Origin of the sequence: Sulfurospirillum cavolei (genome assembly GCF_001548055.1) — a bacterium.
Lineage (GTDB): Bacteria > Campylobacterota > Campylobacteria > Campylobacterales > Sulfurospirillaceae > Sulfurospirillum.
Genome location: NZ_AP014724.1, coordinates 1,371,760 through 1,386,786, shown reverse-complemented (window position 1 = coordinate 1,386,786; position 15,027 = coordinate 1,371,760). Strand labels below are relative to the sequence as shown.

Annotated in this window: 13 protein-coding genes; 4 read left to right on the top strand and 9 right to left on the bottom strand. The window is 41.0% G+C overall.

The features are described from left to right. On the top strand, positions 1–3,030 hold the full coding sequence (locus UCH003_RS06950; RefSeq protein ID WP_060825946.1) for an efflux RND transporter permease subunit: 3,030 nt from the start codon (positions 1–3) through the stop codon (positions 3,028–3,030). A gap of 78 nt (positions 3,031–3,108) precedes the next feature. Here UCH003_RS06950 and UCH003_RS06945 read toward each other — a convergent pair whose 3' ends face one another. Continuing rightward, positions 3,109–3,321 carry a hypothetical protein gene (locus UCH003_RS06945; protein ID WP_060825945.1) on the bottom strand — a complete coding sequence of 71 codons (213 nt, stop codon included), beginning with the start codon at positions 3,319–3,321 and terminating at the stop codon, positions 3,109–3,111. Then, complete coding sequence (gene mmuM, locus UCH003_RS06940; protein ID WP_060825944.1) at positions 3,302–4,267, bottom strand: homocysteine S-methyltransferase; 966 nt, start codon at positions 4,265–4,267, stop codon at positions 3,302–3,304. The genes UCH003_RS06945 and mmuM overlap by 20 nt, the downstream gene beginning before the upstream one ends. A gap of 94 nt (positions 4,268–4,361) precedes the next feature. On the opposite strand from mmuM, the gene UCH003_RS06935 reads away from it, so the two are divergent. Next, positions 4,362–4,676: a hypothetical protein gene (locus UCH003_RS06935; RefSeq protein WP_060825943.1), complete on the top strand. Its 315-nt coding sequence runs from the start codon at positions 4,362–4,364 to the stop codon at positions 4,674–4,676. A 131-nt stretch (positions 4,677–4,807) separates the two neighbouring features. On the opposite strand, the gene UCH003_RS14040 is transcribed toward UCH003_RS06935, so the two are convergent. Beyond that, entirely contained in the window at positions 4,808–6,820 is a 2,013-nt protein-coding gene (locus UCH003_RS14040) for a methyl-accepting chemotaxis protein (protein ID WP_060825942.1), read from the bottom strand. Positions 6,821–7,167: 347 nt separating this feature from the next. Here UCH003_RS14040 and flgH point away from each other — a divergent pair, with 347 nt between their 5' ends. Both flgH and UCH003_RS06920 read left to right on the top strand, forming a co-directional pair. Then, positions 7,168–7,875, top strand: a complete 708-nt coding sequence (flgH, locus tag UCH003_RS06925) for a flagellar basal body L-ring protein FlgH (protein WP_039674466.1) — start codon at positions 7,168–7,170, stop codon at positions 7,873–7,875. Positions 7,876–7,889: 14 nt separating this feature from the next. Beyond that, positions 7,890–8,333: a hypothetical protein gene (locus UCH003_RS06920; protein WP_039674583.1), complete on the top strand. Its 444-nt coding sequence runs from the start codon at positions 7,890–7,892 to the stop codon at positions 8,331–8,333. A gap of 38 nt (positions 8,334–8,371) precedes the next feature. Here UCH003_RS06920 and UCH003_RS06915 read toward each other — a convergent pair whose 3' ends face one another. The 6 genes from UCH003_RS06915 to UCH003_RS06890 form a co-directional block, all read right to left on the bottom strand. After that, a complete protein-coding gene (locus UCH003_RS06915) occupies positions 8,372–9,616 on the bottom strand; it encodes a type II secretion system F family protein (RefSeq protein ID WP_041961826.1) in 1,245 nt (414 codons plus the stop codon). Then, positions 9,613–11,364, bottom strand: a complete 1,752-nt coding sequence (locus UCH003_RS06910; RefSeq protein WP_060825941.1) for a GspE/PulE family protein — start codon at positions 11,362–11,364, stop codon at positions 9,613–9,615. The genes UCH003_RS06915 and UCH003_RS06910 overlap by 4 nt, the downstream gene beginning before the upstream one ends. Before the next feature lie 66 nt (positions 11,365–11,430). Beyond that, positions 11,431–12,315 carry a hypothetical protein gene (locus tag UCH003_RS06905; RefSeq protein ID WP_060825940.1) on the bottom strand — a complete coding sequence of 295 codons (885 nt, stop codon included), beginning with the start codon at positions 12,313–12,315 and terminating at the stop codon, positions 11,431–11,433. Continuing rightward, positions 12,308–13,117 carry an ATP-binding protein gene (locus tag UCH003_RS06900; RefSeq protein ID WP_060825939.1) on the bottom strand — a complete coding sequence of 270 codons (810 nt, stop codon included), beginning with the start codon at positions 13,115–13,117 and terminating at the stop codon, positions 12,308–12,310. Before UCH003_RS06900 ends, UCH003_RS06905 begins: the two co-directional genes overlap by 8 nt. Continuing rightward, complete coding sequence (mshL, locus tag UCH003_RS06895; RefSeq protein ID WP_060825938.1) at positions 13,098–14,648, bottom strand: pilus (MSHA type) biogenesis protein MshL; 1,551 nt, start codon at positions 14,646–14,648, stop codon at positions 13,098–13,100. The genes UCH003_RS06900 and mshL overlap by 20 nt, the downstream gene beginning before the upstream one ends. Continuing rightward, a complete protein-coding gene (locus UCH003_RS06890; RefSeq protein ID WP_144440990.1) occupies positions 14,617–14,997 on the bottom strand; it encodes a hypothetical protein in 381 nt (126 codons plus the stop codon). The genes mshL and UCH003_RS06890 overlap by 32 nt, the downstream gene beginning before the upstream one ends. Between the last annotated feature and the right edge of the window lie 30 nt (positions 14,998–15,027).

The window sequence follows — 15,027 nt, the reverse complement described above, 5'->3', positions numbered from 1 at the left end:
ATGTATAAACTATCCATTAATCGCCCCATAACAACACTTATGGGTGTTTTAACGTTCATCGTTTTCGGACTGATGTCGTACAATACGATGCCGATCAACCTTTTCCCCAACGTCGACTTTCCCGTCGTGACGATTCAAACGACTTACAACGGTGCCGATCCGTCCACGGTGGAAACGAAAGTTACCGATAAAATCGAAGAAGCGGTTTCGGGCGTCGACGGTATTGATAAATTGATGTCGACCAGTTACGAAGGATTTAGCGTTGTGACCGTTCAATTTGAACTCACGAAAAATCTTGACGTTGCGACCAACGACGTACGTGACAAAATCGGTGCTTTAAATCTACCGATCGAAGTCGATAAACCCGTCGTGAAAAAACTAGGTGCAAGCGGCGCGGTCGTGAGCCTTTTTATTGCCGATAAAGGCGATAACTCCAAAGCCTTGATGCGCTTAGCCGACGAAAAGCTCAAAGCCCAACTGCAACGCATTAAAGGCGTAGGCGAGGTCAATATCGTCGGTTACCAAGATCGGGAAATCCGCATCTTTATCGATCCGTTTTTATTGGCAAAGTATGCGCTTTCTTCCTCTGACGTCAGTGCGATTATCGCGAAGCAAAATATTAAGCAAGGTACCGGCAAGATGGTCGATCAAACGCAAGAGATCATCCTCAAAGCCGAAGGCGACGCACAAAATTTCGATGAAATAGGCGAGATCCTCGTCAAACCGGGCGTGCGGCTTAAAGACGTTGCGACGATTCAAGACGGACTCAGCGATGCAAAAAGCTACTCATCGTACAACGGCCAACGCGGCGTCACGCTTGAAGTGAAAAAGATTGCGGGCGAAAACTCGTTGACGATTATTAACGGCGTCAAAAAAGCCTTACCGCACCTTCAGCATTTAGCCGGCGATCAATTTGAAATTAAAGTGCTTCAAGATCAATCCGAAAAGATTATGATCAATATTAACAACGTGCGTTTCGACCTGATTTTCGGTGCATTTTTATCGATTATCATCGTGTTTGCTTTTTTACGCAACGTGACGGCAACCGTCGTTTCGGCACTTGCTATTCCGACTTCGGTCATCGGAACGTTTGCCATTATTCATGCCTTAGGCTATGACCTTAACCGCCTAACGTTGATCGGTTTGACGCTTGCCATCGGTATTTTTATCGACGATGCCATCGTTGTGATCGAAAATATTATGAAAAAAATGGAAGAGGGCATGGAGCCTTTTCGCGCCTCGTTTGAGGGTATTAAAGAGGTGGCGTTTTCGATCTTGGCGATTTCATCCGTCTTACTTGCCGTTTTTATTCCGGTGGCGTTTATGGACGGCATCGTGGGAATGTTCTTTAACTCGTTTGCAATGACGGTAGCTGCGGGTATCGTCATCTCGTATCTGGTAGCGGTCATGTTTATTCCCAGTGTCGGTGCTAGAGTTTTGAGTGCCAAAGAGAGTAAATTTTACTATGCGACCGAGCCGATTTTAAAAGCCGTCGATCAAGCGTACGTCAAAATCTTAAAACCGATTTTACGCTTTAAAACGTTGACGATTATTGCTACCGTCGGCGTCCTCATTTTTTCGACGACGTTGAAAGTGGGTATGAGCTTTTTGCCGATGCAAGACAACAGCGAGTTTCAAGTCGTCATTAAAGCACCCGTGGGGATTAATCTGGAAACGATGAAAGCGAAAATCGCTCCGATCGATGCTTTGTTAAAAGAGGATCATGACATTGTTTATTCGATCTCTTCGATCGGCTATAACTCCGCAAAAGAGATTCACAAAGCTAAATTCTATGCCAAATTAAAACCCGTTGCCGAACGTACGCGAACGCAAGAACAGATTATTCAGTTCTATCGCGATAAGCTGAAAACGTATCAAGATTTTACGATTTTAGTGGAAAAAGTCGACGATTTCGACACGGGCGGAACAACGGCACCCGTACAAGTCGTCATTACCGGAGATAGCCTCGAAGAGCTTGATAGCGCTTCGCGTAAGCTGATGGACGTTTTAAAGCAGACCCAAGGTATCGTCGATATCGACCGCGATTTTGAAGACGGAAAACCTGAAGTTAAAGTCTCTATTTTACGTGAAAATGCCCAACGTGTCGGCGTTAGCGTTAAAGAGATCGCTTCGGTGTTGGCATCGGCGTATTCAAGCGACAGTGCCGTTTCCTACTTTGAAGACAACGGCCGACAATTTGATATTACGGTGCGCTATAACGACGATTATCGTAAATCTTTGGAAGATCTGAAAAAGCTCAAAGTACGCAATGCGGAAGGCAATTTCGTGGCACTTGAAGGACTTTTAAGCTTGGAAGAGGGAACGGGTAACGCATCGATCAACCGATTTGATCGTGAAAGAAAAGTGCTTGTCACCGCCAATATTTACAACACGTCGTTGGATAAGATCGTGACCGTGATTAATGAAAAGATGCCTTCTATTTTACCAAAAGGGTACAGTTACCGTTATACCGGCGACGTTGAAAATATGGAAGATACCAATAAGGCTTTCGGTGCGGCGGTTTTACTTGCCGTGATCTTGATTTACCTTATTTTGGCGGCATTGTACGAATCCGTCGTTCAACCGTTTATCATTATGATTTCGATGCCGCTCTCTTTTACGGGCGTTATGATTGCGCTGTATCTCAGCGGTAATGCCTTTAGTTTGTTTGTTATGATCGGTATTATCTTGCTGTTGGGTATGGTCGGTAAAAACGCCATTTTGGTCGTCGACTTTGCGAACCGCGCGATCAAAGAGGGAAAAAGCATCGACGATGCGCTTTTGGAAGCGGGAGAAAAACGTTTACGTCCGATTTTAATGACCACGTTTGCAATGATCGGAGCGATGGCTCCTTTAGCGTTTGGACACGGAGCGGGACACGAATCCAACTCTCCGATGGCATTGGCGATTATCGGCGGACTTTTAAGTTCAACCGTTTTGACGCTTTTGGTCGTACCGGCAATTTATAAATTTATGTATCCGCTCGATGCATGGTTGAGGAAATGGTACGAAAAAGGTATTGTTGAATAGAAAAGCAGTGAAAATACTCGGGCGTTTGTTATCATCACATCCCTTACATGTAAAGGGAAAACCTTTACATGTAAGAATTTATTGATTGCGTTTTCTGTCTTTTTTCGCTTGTTTGGCTTTGGCTTTTGCCTTAGCTTTTTGCGCGTCGCTCGGTTTTGCTTTATCGGAGTTGACCGCACCGACGTTTTCTTGTTTTTTTTCATACGGAACCGTATACTTTTGTTGTGTCGCAAGTCCCGCTAGCTTATAACCTTTTTCCATTTTAACGCTGTTATTGAGCAATCCGCCCATTTTTTTCTCCTTCATATTTTACCCATCGGGCGATTTGAGCAATATCCTCAGGCGTGGTTTGACAACACCCTCCGATAATGTTTGCTCCTTTTTGATACCAAGTATACGCCATTTTAGCATGCATTCCGCTTTGAGAGACGCCGTCCCACGTTTTGCTAAGCGCATTATACGTCGCTCCGCCGTTGGGATAGACGATAATCGGCTTTTGGGTGACGGCGCGTATTTGCTCGATCAACGTTTCAATGTACTGCGGCGCGGTACAATTAATGCCGATAGCAACGATATTCTCGCACGTATTTAAAACCTTGGCACACTCTTGAATCGATTCGCCGCTGTTTATGTGCTTGCCGTCTTTGGCACTAAAGCTTATCCATGCATAGACGTTCGGGCGGTTTTTGAGCAAAGAAGCGAGTGCTTTAGCTTCCAAAAGGCAGGGAATCGTCTCACACGCCAGCAAATCGGGTTTGGCTTCAATGAGTGCTTCCAAACGATCGGCATGAAACGCTTCCAACATTTCTTGGCTTAAACCGTAGTTGCCGCGAAACTCCGAACCGTCCGCCAAATACGCCCCGTATGGGCCAACCGACGCGGCGACCAAAGGTTTGAGACGGTCTTTTCGATTGGCTTCATCTGCCCAAAACGATGCTACCGTCTCTTGCGCGATACGCACCGAGGATTGTATCAGTTTTTTTGCTTCTTCACGGCTCACGCCGCGCTTCATAAAACCCTCAAACGTGGCTTGATAGCTGGCACTCGTTACGCAATCGGCTCCCGCTTTGAGGTAATCTTCGTGTACTTTCGCGACGGCACGCGGATTGTGCATCAAAAACGTTGCCGACCATAACGGATCGTTGATGTCATAGCCTTGACGTTCCAACTCCGTCCCGAACGCTCCGTCTAAAATCAACACGTTTTGCTTTTTTAAAAAAGGTTCTATCGGATTCATGCGTTTTTGCCTTGATAATTTTTCGTGCATTATACCCTGAGTTTCTTTTTAGCTACAATATGCACGAAGTTTTTTACCTATCAAAAGGAACGTCGTGAACGAGAACAACCTTGTGAGCATTCAACAATATGCCGTTAAACATAAAAGGAGCACGTTTGCCGTAATCAAACAAATCAACGCAGGTCACGTGAAAACCGTTAAAAAAGACGATCAAGACTATATCCTTGATGAAAGTATTTCCCAAACGCAGCCTAGTGCTTCATTGCCACAACCTGTCAAAAAGGTAGAAGAGGAGGGGAAAACAGACGTCGATTACGAAGCAAAGTTTCATGAACTTCTTTCCAAATACATCGACCTTCAAGAAAAATACACCCGCCTTATCGAGGAAAAATACGATACGAAGAAATGAATGTGACCACGGTACGCTCTGCTTACTCGATAAAATCGTTCCTTACGGCGTACCGCTCAAGCCATGCGAGCTATGCTTTAAAACGTACATGTAAGAAACGAGGGCAGAGCGTATCATACCCTCGTGTTGGCTTAATCGCGATGTAAAATATCGAGCGTTTTTTCGTAGACACCGAGCTTTTGAAGCTCTTCGCCTAACGTTTGCGTTAAGGTCGCTTGGGATTTTAACTCATTGGAAATCGTATGGCTTTGTTCGGCAAGTTTTTCCATATTGGACGAAAGCGTGCCGCTCTTAGACGAAACATCCATCAATCCGCTGCTCACGCCGCCCATTGTTTTACTGATATTTTCGACCGCTTGAATAATCGTACTGACCGAAGCATTTGTTTCAGAGAGGCTTTTTTGCGTGCGTTCCGCCAGCTTTCTGACTTCATCGGCAACGACGGCAAAACCGCGACCGTGTTCACCCGCACGTGCCGCTTCGATGGCGGCATTGAGCGCAAGCAAATTGGTTTGATCGGCAATATCGGAAATAACACTTAAAACAACGCGAATATCGCGTACATTGTTGGTTAAATTTTCAATATCGATCACAAGATTAGCGTTATCGACGCTTCCTTTTTCCATACTCGAGGCAAAAAGTCCAAACTCTTGTTCGACATGCCCGAGATTGTCTTCGATCGCATTGATAGAACCGACCGCTTGGCTTAGAACGTTACCGATGTTTTGAAGTACGGGCATACTGTGCTTCATCTGATCCAACATCGCTTTATAAATGGCTTGGATCATCGTTTGGCGATTGATTTTTCGTTGCAAAAAGTAGCTTTTAAATCCGGCGTATTTTTGCACAAAATTTTCGACGTAGTCGTCTTCAAAAACGTTTTGATCAAGAGCGTAAAAGAAAATAGCACTTAAGGTCTGGTTGATATTGACGCCCAAAAGTTCTCCGAACGTCGAAAAGCCGGCGACTGGAACCTCTTTGAAAATGGAAAGGCGATGAATTTCCGAGGCATTGCATAAACGCCTTAAGATACAATCGTTAAAAATCGCCCCGATAGGTTTTGGTTTGTTGCGGCTAAATTGCGCATAGTCTTGTTGCGTCGTCTGCACGAAATCCGTCTTTTCCAGCAATAAAAGTTCTTCTCCCGCTTCGATGTCACAATAAAAATGTATCGTATCGTTGATCGTATCGATGGAAGCGACGGAACGGATATAAATTTCGCCGTTAATTTCGATACCGAAGGTATAATTGGCAAGTTTGTCGTTTAAAGCGTCGACGGCGCATTTAAAATGGTCGCTTAAAGCGGCAACAACGCCGATTCCAGTATTGGTACGACGGTCTAAGAAGGTATGAACCGAACGCGCGAGCGGATTTGCGGATAAAACGCTAAATGACGTCGAAGTTTTTCTAAAATTTTGACTTTTAAAAACACCGAAACGAAACTGCGGCGACAATTTGATAAAAGTAACGACGGCATGGTGACGCAAAGTTCGCGTTCCGTCATATATGTAGGTATTTTGAAAATCGAGCTTGCCGCCGGCACTCCCGCCGATGAGAAGACAGGGAAATTTGGCGACGTTGTAGATCGCTTCCATAAAAAAACTTTCACTAGCGCTCAATCCGTCGATCAAAGTGTAACCGATAGTATCATCAAAACGCATTTTAAAAGGAATACGAATTTTTTTAATCTCTTCTTCGATACTTTTAACGCGCTCAAGCGTTGATTTTTTACTCGTCCCGATATCTTCGCTTTTTAAGGCAACGGAGGCGACAAAGACATCACTGACCATTTGCTCCGAAAAAAGCATTAAAACGATATTGTCTCCTTCTCCGGCATTCGCGGAAGAGTACAACGAAGAAGAAGCGGCATTTTGATGAAGTGCACAACTGCACAATTCTCCCGCCGTCGTGGAAAGTATTAAGGTCGTATTAGGAGGAAGCGTCGCTTTAAGCTTCGAAGCAATCGCGTTAAAGTCTAATGCCGGCGATACAAAACCTAAAGCCACCTTCGGAATAAACGAGAGTGCATTTAAAGTGCTCGTAATTTCGTTTTCATGAAAGTTGAGCGTAACAAGAGAATCTAAAAGCGCGGAGGGCATTTTTTGAGACGCCGTTTCGGCCGATGAATGTAAAAAACTAAACATGTAAGACTTGCTCCTTTTGTTAACAACGATAGACCGTATACCAATAGTAACGCTAAGTATCTTAAAAGTAATCTAAAGCGTTCTGAAGATATATTACATCATATTCGTAGCACGAGAATAGCTTAGTTTGGTGACATACGACTTCTAGATAGCAGTCATTTTTTCACAAAAAATAAATGCCGTTAACTTTACGTGTCGTAAATTTTTTTTTGGATATAATAGAGATCATATCAAGCGTCTCAAGAGAGGCAACGTATTGTCAAAGCCTTACATGTACATCATTACATGTCATTTTTTAGGGCGTGTGATAGGATACGGCAAAGTAAAACGTACGGAGTGAAAATATTATGAAAATGGTGATATGGGTTTTGGTCTCGATTTTTTGTTTGTGCGGTTGTTCTTCGCATCCCGCCGACCCGAGGATTACAATGCAAGCACCTGCGTACGTCGACGAATTGCCATCGCGCGTTAATGAAAATATGGGTTCAAATCCGGGAAGTCTTTTCGGTCAAGGGGAAAATCCTCTCTTTTCCGATCGTAAAGCGATGAACGTTAACGACGTCGTAACGGTGACGATTACGGAAAAAACGGCTCAAACTTCTACCGGGAAAAAAGCATTAACCAAGGAAGGATCGGATGCTTTAAATGCCGGTATTACGACGGCTGCCGGAGGTGGAGTGATGGGAAGCGTATCGAATCAGGTAAATAAATTGGGCAATATCGGCTTTACGGCCGGATCCAATAATTCGTTTACGGGAACGGGAAGCTCAACGCGTAACGAAAGTTTTGCCACGACGATTTCCGCACGTATTATTAAAGTGTTAAATAACGGAAATTACTTTATCGAAGGAAGCAGGGAACTGCTTTTAAACGGAGAAAAGCAGATTATTCAAGTTAGCGGCGTCATTCGACCGTACGATATCGATCAATACAATAACATTGATTCGAAATACATTGCCGATGCCAAAATACTCTACAAGACGGAAGGGGATATCGATCAAACGACGACCAAGCCGTGGGGTAGTAAATTTATGGAAACTATTTGGCCATTTTAAAAGAAGGATTATCATTGCAAGAAACGATTGCACCGAAATTTGCGGAAAAAGAGAAAATTTTTAAAGCAAAAGACATTATTGTTGCACTGAAGTATTTCGGTGCTAGTTTTGATAAAGTCAAAACCAATAACCCCGAACGTGCTCGCGCACTTGTTTTAGGCTATAAGGCTTGGCGATTGGGGCTTAACGAAGCTCATTTACGCTCATGCATCGATCATAAAGTCGACGATAAAGAAATTTTAAACGTACTAGGGTATAAAGAAAAAAAGAGTATTCGCAGTTGGAGCATTTCGACTAAAATCAAAGAAGCCGATTATAAAATCAAAATTGAAAGGCTATGGTGTAAAAAGCTAGGTGCATTGTGCCTTATTGCGCACTTGACGCAAAAAGAGTTGATTGATCTGGCACAAGAGAAGTTTTCAGATACGCTCGAATGCGCTATTCCCAAAGAGTTCTAAGACGTAAACTTCACAAAGCTTTTGCTTTGTGAAGTCTCTTAATTCATTTTAACCGCTTTTGCCATATCCCACATCGGCATAAAAATACCTAATGCCATCAAAAGAACCATTCCCGCAATAAATCCCAATAAAATAGGCTCAATATAACTTGCGATATTGTCGATAATTTGATTAAAGCGCGATTTTAAATACAACGTCACTTTCTCCAACATTTTGTCCAACGTACCGCTTTGCTCACCCGCTTGAATCATCTGAACGAGCATCCCCTCAAAAAGAGCCGTATCTCGAAAAGCTTCGGTAAGCGATATACCGCGTTGTACCGAAACTTTAACGGCGGAAAGCCTTTTTTTAAGATGCGTATTGTCAAGTGTAAGCAATGAAGTGTCCAATGCATCGGCAATCGGAATACCCGCACGAATCAGTTCGGTAAAGACAAGGCAAAAACGGCTCAAGGTTGCATAAAAAATAATGTCGCCGATCAAGTAAGTCTTTAAAATATACCTATCAAATCCTTTCTTAAACTCTTCGTTATTATTTAAAAGGTATTTGAACAAGATAATCGTACCGATAATACCGGCTAAAAGGTATAAACCGTATTGGTTAATCATCTGTTCCATAAAGAGTAAGATCTTGGTCGGAAGAGGCAAGTCTGCTTTTAGTTTAGAGAAGATGTCTTTAAATTTCGGAACGACGTAAACCATCAAAATCGTAAAGGCGATCGCAATGGCTATCACGACCGTAATAGGATAGCGCATGGCTTTTTTAAATTTTTGCCTGTTTTCTTCGATTTCCTCTAAAATATCGGCAAGTTTTGCCAAAGATTCCGCCATATTACCGGTACTTTCACCTAATTCCACCAAAGCAATCGTTACGTCTCCGACGGTTTCACGATAAGGCATTAATGCCTGCGTTAGGCTCAAACCGGAGTTAAGATCGTCGTTAACGCTTGAAAAAATCTCTTTCAGCGTTTTATCGACCGTTGCCGCCTCAACTTCTTTAACGCTGTCGTGAATTGAAATTCCTGCATTCGTCATAACGCTTAATTGGCGTATCGCGGCAATTAAACTTGTCATTTTGACTTTTTTACGTAAGATCGTATTTAAAAATTGATCTTTAAAGGCACTTAACTGATCTTCTAACGGCGCGGAAGTCTCTTTGACATTGACGATAATGCCCGGAATTTTTATCTTGGCGATCGCAATGGCATCGTGTTTATTGGGAGACTTAATAATCGTTTTACTTTTTTTACCTTTGGAAAGGTAATTCACTTCAAAATATTTCATCCTTTTGCCACCCTTGCAATTTCGTCAAATGTGGTTACACCGTTTGCCGCACGTATAATACCGTCTTGGTACATGTCGATAAAACCTTCTTTGAGTGCCTGTTCTTTTATTTCACTTTTGCTAGCACCTTGTGCAATCATACTTGAAATTTTTTCACTAATGACGAGAATCTCAGAGATCATTTCTCTTCCGAGGTATCCCGTCTGGGCACATTTTTCGCAACCGTTATTTTTGTAAAATTGATACGTCGGCGGTAACATGTCGCGAATCTCATCGTGCGCCGTTTTGGGCAGCGTGTATTTGCTTTTACAATAAGGACAAAGTTTTCGTATGAGTCTTTGAGCTTCGATAGCAATTAAAGAACCGCTAATTAAATAAGACTCAATTCCCATATCGACCACCCTTGTAACGGCACTGATGGCATCGTTTGTGTGGAGCGTTGAAAAAACAAGGTGACCCGTTAATGCAGCTTGAACGGCAATTCGAAGCGTTTCGGTATCGCGCACCTCGCCGATCATGATAATATCGGGATCTTGTCTCAAGATAGAACGCAACGCCGAAGCAAAGGTGAGATTAGCTTTTTCGTTTACCTGTACTTGTTGCGTTAAATTGAGCTGGTACTCCACCGGATCTTCTACGGTAATAATTTTGGTTTGTACGCTTTTAATCGCATTGAGAGCCGCATAAAGCGTTGTTGTTTTACCGCTTCCCGTAGGTCCCGTAACAAAAATAATACCGTAAGGTGAACGCATTGATTGCGAAAATTTGGCATAATTTTTCGGATGCATTCCTAAATCTTCAATTTTTATCATCACTTTGGACTTGTCTAAAATACGAATAACGATAGACTCGCCGTTAATGGTTGGAAGTGCTGAAATCCTAAAATCATACTCTCTTCCTAAAATGGTTGCCGAAAAACGTCCGTCTTGAGGTTTTCTTTTTTCCGCAATATCCATATTAGAAAGGAGTTTCATACGAGATGCTAAGGGAGGATAAATGTCTTTATCGAAAATAAATGTTTCCGTTAGCATACCGTCGATCCTGCTTCGGACGATACAATTGTTTTCGGTCGGTTCGATATGAATATCACTAGCTCTTGCTAAGATCGAGGTTTTTAAGATAATTTCAATGAGTTTGAGAATACCGGAAGATTCTTGTGGATTTTCGACGGCACTGGAAGTAATCTCTTTTCGAATTTCGCCGATAAGCCCTTTAATACTCTCTCCCAATTCTATTTTAATGAGGTATTTATCGATTTGAACGGGATCGGCAATAATAATTTTTAGAAGCTTACGCGGGAACAGTCGTTGTACGCCTTCTTGCGCATGAATATCCATTGGGTCTTTGAGTGCCACAAAGATATTAATTTCATCTTCACGGATCGGCAAAGCTTGATATTTTTTAAGTTGAGGGAAGGGTAACTTAGAAGCGAGTCGGTAGTCGATATCGATCGAATCTAGATCCAAATACTCATAACTTAAATTTTTTGCCAATGCCTGTAAAAATCTCTCACTTTCTATGGCAAAATTGCTGTTAACGTCTTCAAGAGACACATATCCTTTTTTAAAAAATTCGATTACTAAGATGAAAAGATCTTCTTTGGTAAAAAAACGATTTTCAAGTAAAATTTCGCCTAAAGCTTTTTGATCGTTTTGTTTTGCTTCATCTTGAATTCTATGAGCCGTATTTTCGTCAATGATACGGTTTTGGATTAAGTATGTTAATAAAGTCGTCGTAATATCACTCATGCTTCTGCACCGCTACCTTTTCATTTCTTTGTGTGTATTATAGAATTTGCTTATAGCGTAAAAACGTTATTGAATCGGTTCTCCCAAGGTAATTTGGTTGAGCAAACTTTGCGCCGCTTGTGATTTTGTGTTTTTTAAATACGTTTTTAGTGCTAAAATAGCATCTTCTTTTTGTCCTAGCTTGAGCTTGGATTTAGCAAACCAAATCCAGCTTTTTTCATTTTCGGCATCAAGATTATTAGCGATTAATGCCCATTTATTGCTCTCAACATAGTTTTTACTTAAATAATACTCTTCTGCCAACATTAAAGCAAAGACGATATTATGTGTCGTATCGAATTTTTCTTTCAAATATGAAATCGAATTGATCTCTTGGCTTTCTATTTTAATAACGCCTTTGGGTTTAGTCTCTTCTAGCGGAGGAGGCGGAGGCAATAGCGTAGCGTCGATTTGTTCTTCTTTATTTCGATAAAACGTTTGTTCTTCACTGTTACCGTTACGTTTTAATACCGGCAAATCCAATTCGTTTTCTGCTTTCTTTTTGAGAGGCGGTGTATCGAAGTCTTCGGGCGGTGGAGTATAAGCTTTTTTATCCGATGTGGACGTTTTGTTTAATGTATCCGGGAGGCGTAAGCGCAAAATTTCTTCTTTTGATTGTTCCTGATGCTTATCCGGAATTGTGTTTTCCGTCTTTGTCATATTATTTTCTACTGCAAGAACGGATGTTAATGTACTGCTAGCGTTGTTTTCTTTTTCTCGTATAGTAGTTTCATGCGGTGTTTGAACTTCTTGAGGTTTTGAGGCATCTGAGCGATAAAGAAAGAAAAGTAAAGCGAGCGTGGCGACAACAGAGATGCCTATTAAAATCGTTCCACCGTAGAATAATGTTCTTTTTAATCGGTATTTCGATAGCTTTTTCTCAAGCTCGTTGATTTCAGAATGGCTAAGCATGAATCATTCCTAGGCTAATTCCAGCCATCTCAATATATTTGATATGTAAAGCATTGGCTTTAATTAAAGAGGGTTTATGTTGATCGTAATACTCTAAAATTTCAAAGAGTTTATACATCAATTTGTTGATAGTTCGCAAATTACCTGAGGTAAGGTGTGCAATCAGTTTATAATGTTTTTCTTTGAATAAATTGAGATACTCAAAACGATTATGAAACAATAATTTTTTTTCGATATAGGTTTTAATTTCATTTAAAGAAGCATTATCGATTTCAATTGTTTCCCAAATACGCGTTTGAAAATAATCTTTAGCAAGAACGTCTTCTTTTTCCGTTTTATGAACCGTAAAAAGAAATTTAAAAAGTCTCGAATCGGCCATTAGGCGGATTTTTTCAATCAGATCCGTCGGATAGAGTTGTGCTTCATCGATTAAAACGGTAATACCTTGTTCGGGAGAAGTGATGTGTTTTCCCACTAAGGCTAAAAACTCATTATAATTGGAAAATTCCGGAGAAGCTTTTCCAAACGTTGCTTCGTATAAAGCTTTAATAAAAACTTTTTCGTCGAAAAAAGGTCTCGGGAAAAAAATAATACGCTTTTTTTGGCGTAAATCATTATAGATTTTTTGCAATAAAAACGTTTTTCCTGTTCCCGGTTTACCGTAAAACAAAATAAGTTTTAAAGGCTTATCCAACGTTTGTATCAATTTATCGTACGTCAGTGCCGCTTTGTCTAAATTAATATAGTCAAATACTTCTCCATCGACAAAGATGGATTTGAGATCACTGTAATGGCTGTTCATAGACTTTTTGACTATACCCGAGATCTTTAAGTGTTGTTTTATCCGTTCCTTTAGCTCCGATAATACGTGGGGTAATAACAAAAACAAGCTCTGTGGTACTAATCGTGTCGGCAGAGTGTTTAAAGGCTTCGCCTAACAAAGGAATACTACTGAGAACTGGGACGTTACTTGCTTCTTTGCCTTTGGTATTGGCTATGAGTCCGCCGAGAATAATCGTACTACCATCTTTAACTTTTACAACTGTTGAAAGTTTTTTCTCGGTCGTGTCCGGAGCAATTTCACGAGGATTGGTTGTTTTTGTATCATCGTCAGAATATTTAAAGTTACTCACCGAAGGGTTGATTCGTAAAATAATTTCATTGTCTTCAGATATTTCAGGTGTAATATTGAGCAAAATACCTATAAAAATTGAATAATTAGTATAGGTAGTCGTTAATGTTGATGTCGTTGTTGCCGTGTTGGTCGTATCTTCAGGTACACGATAATTAATGTTGTCTCCTACCGTGATGAGGGCTTGTTGATTATTCATTGTTAAAACTTTCGGACTGGATACGACACGCGTATCTCCATTAGAGGCAAGAAAATCAACGAGACCGGAGATTGAAAAGACGGCATCGTTAACAACGGTTAAGTTATTCATCACGGCACTATTCCCCGTTAGAGAGTCATTGGCTCCAACTTGGGCATAAGGCTCTTTATGGTAGGCATTTAAATTATTACTATTATTAAACATAGACGTACTGTTAATGCTAAGTTGGAATTTACTCCAATCAACGCCTGTTTTATTGCTTGTGCTTAATGCAACGGACAAGATCGAAACATCGATAAGTACTTGTTTATGCAATCGCTCTTTGAGTAAGTCAATATATTCGGCAACACGATTGAGTTGCTTTTTTGTCGCCGTTACGGTAATGATACCGGCACTGGCGTTAATAATAGGCGTTTGTGCGGTATAGGATTCTGCTCCCGTATTTAAAACAGACATAAGCTCACTTGAAATTGTTTTCCAAAAATCAAAAGATTCGTTAGAGGAAATGGTGTTTTGATTGGTACTAAGGTTTGCCCCGCTCGATGTACCGTTGCTACCGACTTCTTTAGGTGTAGCGTCTACCGAAGCATTAATAACCGCTTTGCCTTCACGAACGGATGAAATATAATCGACTTTAAAAGATTTTGTTGAGAGTGCCGAAATTTTTAGAAAATTTTTATCATAGGTATAGAAAAGGTCATTATCGTTAAGAACAATTTGAAAGACTTCGTCCAAAGAGAGATTTTTAATATTGATACCGTTTAAATTTTTTGCTAGAATTTTTTCTGCTTCCGTGTCTTTCACGACAATACTAAAATCGCATACGTCGGCCAATTCGGTTAGCAATTCCGCACCCGTCGCCTTATTATTGGTTTTGATATTAAAAGTACGATGTTCACACGTTTTTGCTTTATCGACCGCCAAAACGGGAGACAGTAAAAACGCTATAATTGCCATACATGCAATAATATTATTTGGCAAAAATTTTAACATTACTCTCATCTTTCGTCCTTATAAAAAGTTCTTTTTTATCATTGTCGTTTTGTAATAGGGCGCTATTACGTGTAACTCTTACCAGTTTATACGCTCCAACATCATCATTCTTCCCGTACCATATACCGTTAATTTTTGCTTTTGCCTCAAAGGTGGCTTCGAGCGTAAAGGTTTCTATTTTTGATGATGCGTTATGTTCCGAGACATTTAAATCGGATGAAAGTGAAACAAAAGGGTTCCCCAATGTATCCAAAAGAAGAATATTCGCACCGATTCTTTTTTCTGCGATCTTCTCAAAAATAGTATCGTACGTTTTGACTTCATCGTTTAACGTTAGATTGCTTTTTGCTTCGATCACCGCTACGATCGTACATGTCATGACGATAAT

Excerpts from the sequence above, each read along its gene's own strand:
- mmuM (WP_060825944.1), bottom strand. The coding sequence starts at position 4,267 with ATGAATCCGATAGAACCTTTTTTAAAAAAGCAAAACGTGTTGATTTTA.
- mshL (WP_060825938.1), bottom strand. The coding sequence starts at position 14,648 with ATGAGAGTAATGTTAAAATTTTTGCCAAATAATATTATTGCATGTATG.
- UCH003_RS06950 (WP_060825946.1), top strand. The coding sequence starts at position 1 with ATGTATAAACTATCCATTAATCGCCCCATAACAACACTTATGGGTGTT.
- UCH003_RS06900 (WP_060825939.1), bottom strand. The coding sequence starts at position 13,117 with ATGAACAGCCATTACAGTGATCTCAAATCCATCTTTGTCGATGGAGAA.
- UCH003_RS14040 (WP_060825942.1), bottom strand. The coding sequence starts at position 6,820 with ATGTTTAGTTTTTTACATTCATCGGCCGAAACGGCGTCTCAAAAAATG.
- flgH (WP_039674466.1), top strand. The coding sequence starts at position 7,168 with ATGAAAATGGTGATATGGGTTTTGGTCTCGATTTTTTGTTTGTGCGGT.
- UCH003_RS06910 (WP_060825941.1), bottom strand. The coding sequence starts at position 11,364 with ATGAGTGATATTACGACGACTTTATTAACATACTTAATCCAAAACCGT.
- UCH003_RS06915 (WP_041961826.1), bottom strand. The coding sequence starts at position 9,616 with ATGAAATATTTTGAAGTGAATTACCTTTCCAAAGGTAAAAAAAGTAAA.
- UCH003_RS06905 (WP_060825940.1), bottom strand. The coding sequence starts at position 12,315 with ATGCTTAGCCATTCTGAAATCAACGAGCTTGAGAAAAAGCTATCGAAA.
- UCH003_RS06945 (WP_060825945.1), bottom strand. The coding sequence starts at position 3,321 with ATGGGCGGATTGCTCAATAACAGCGTTAAAATGGAAAAAGGTTATAAG.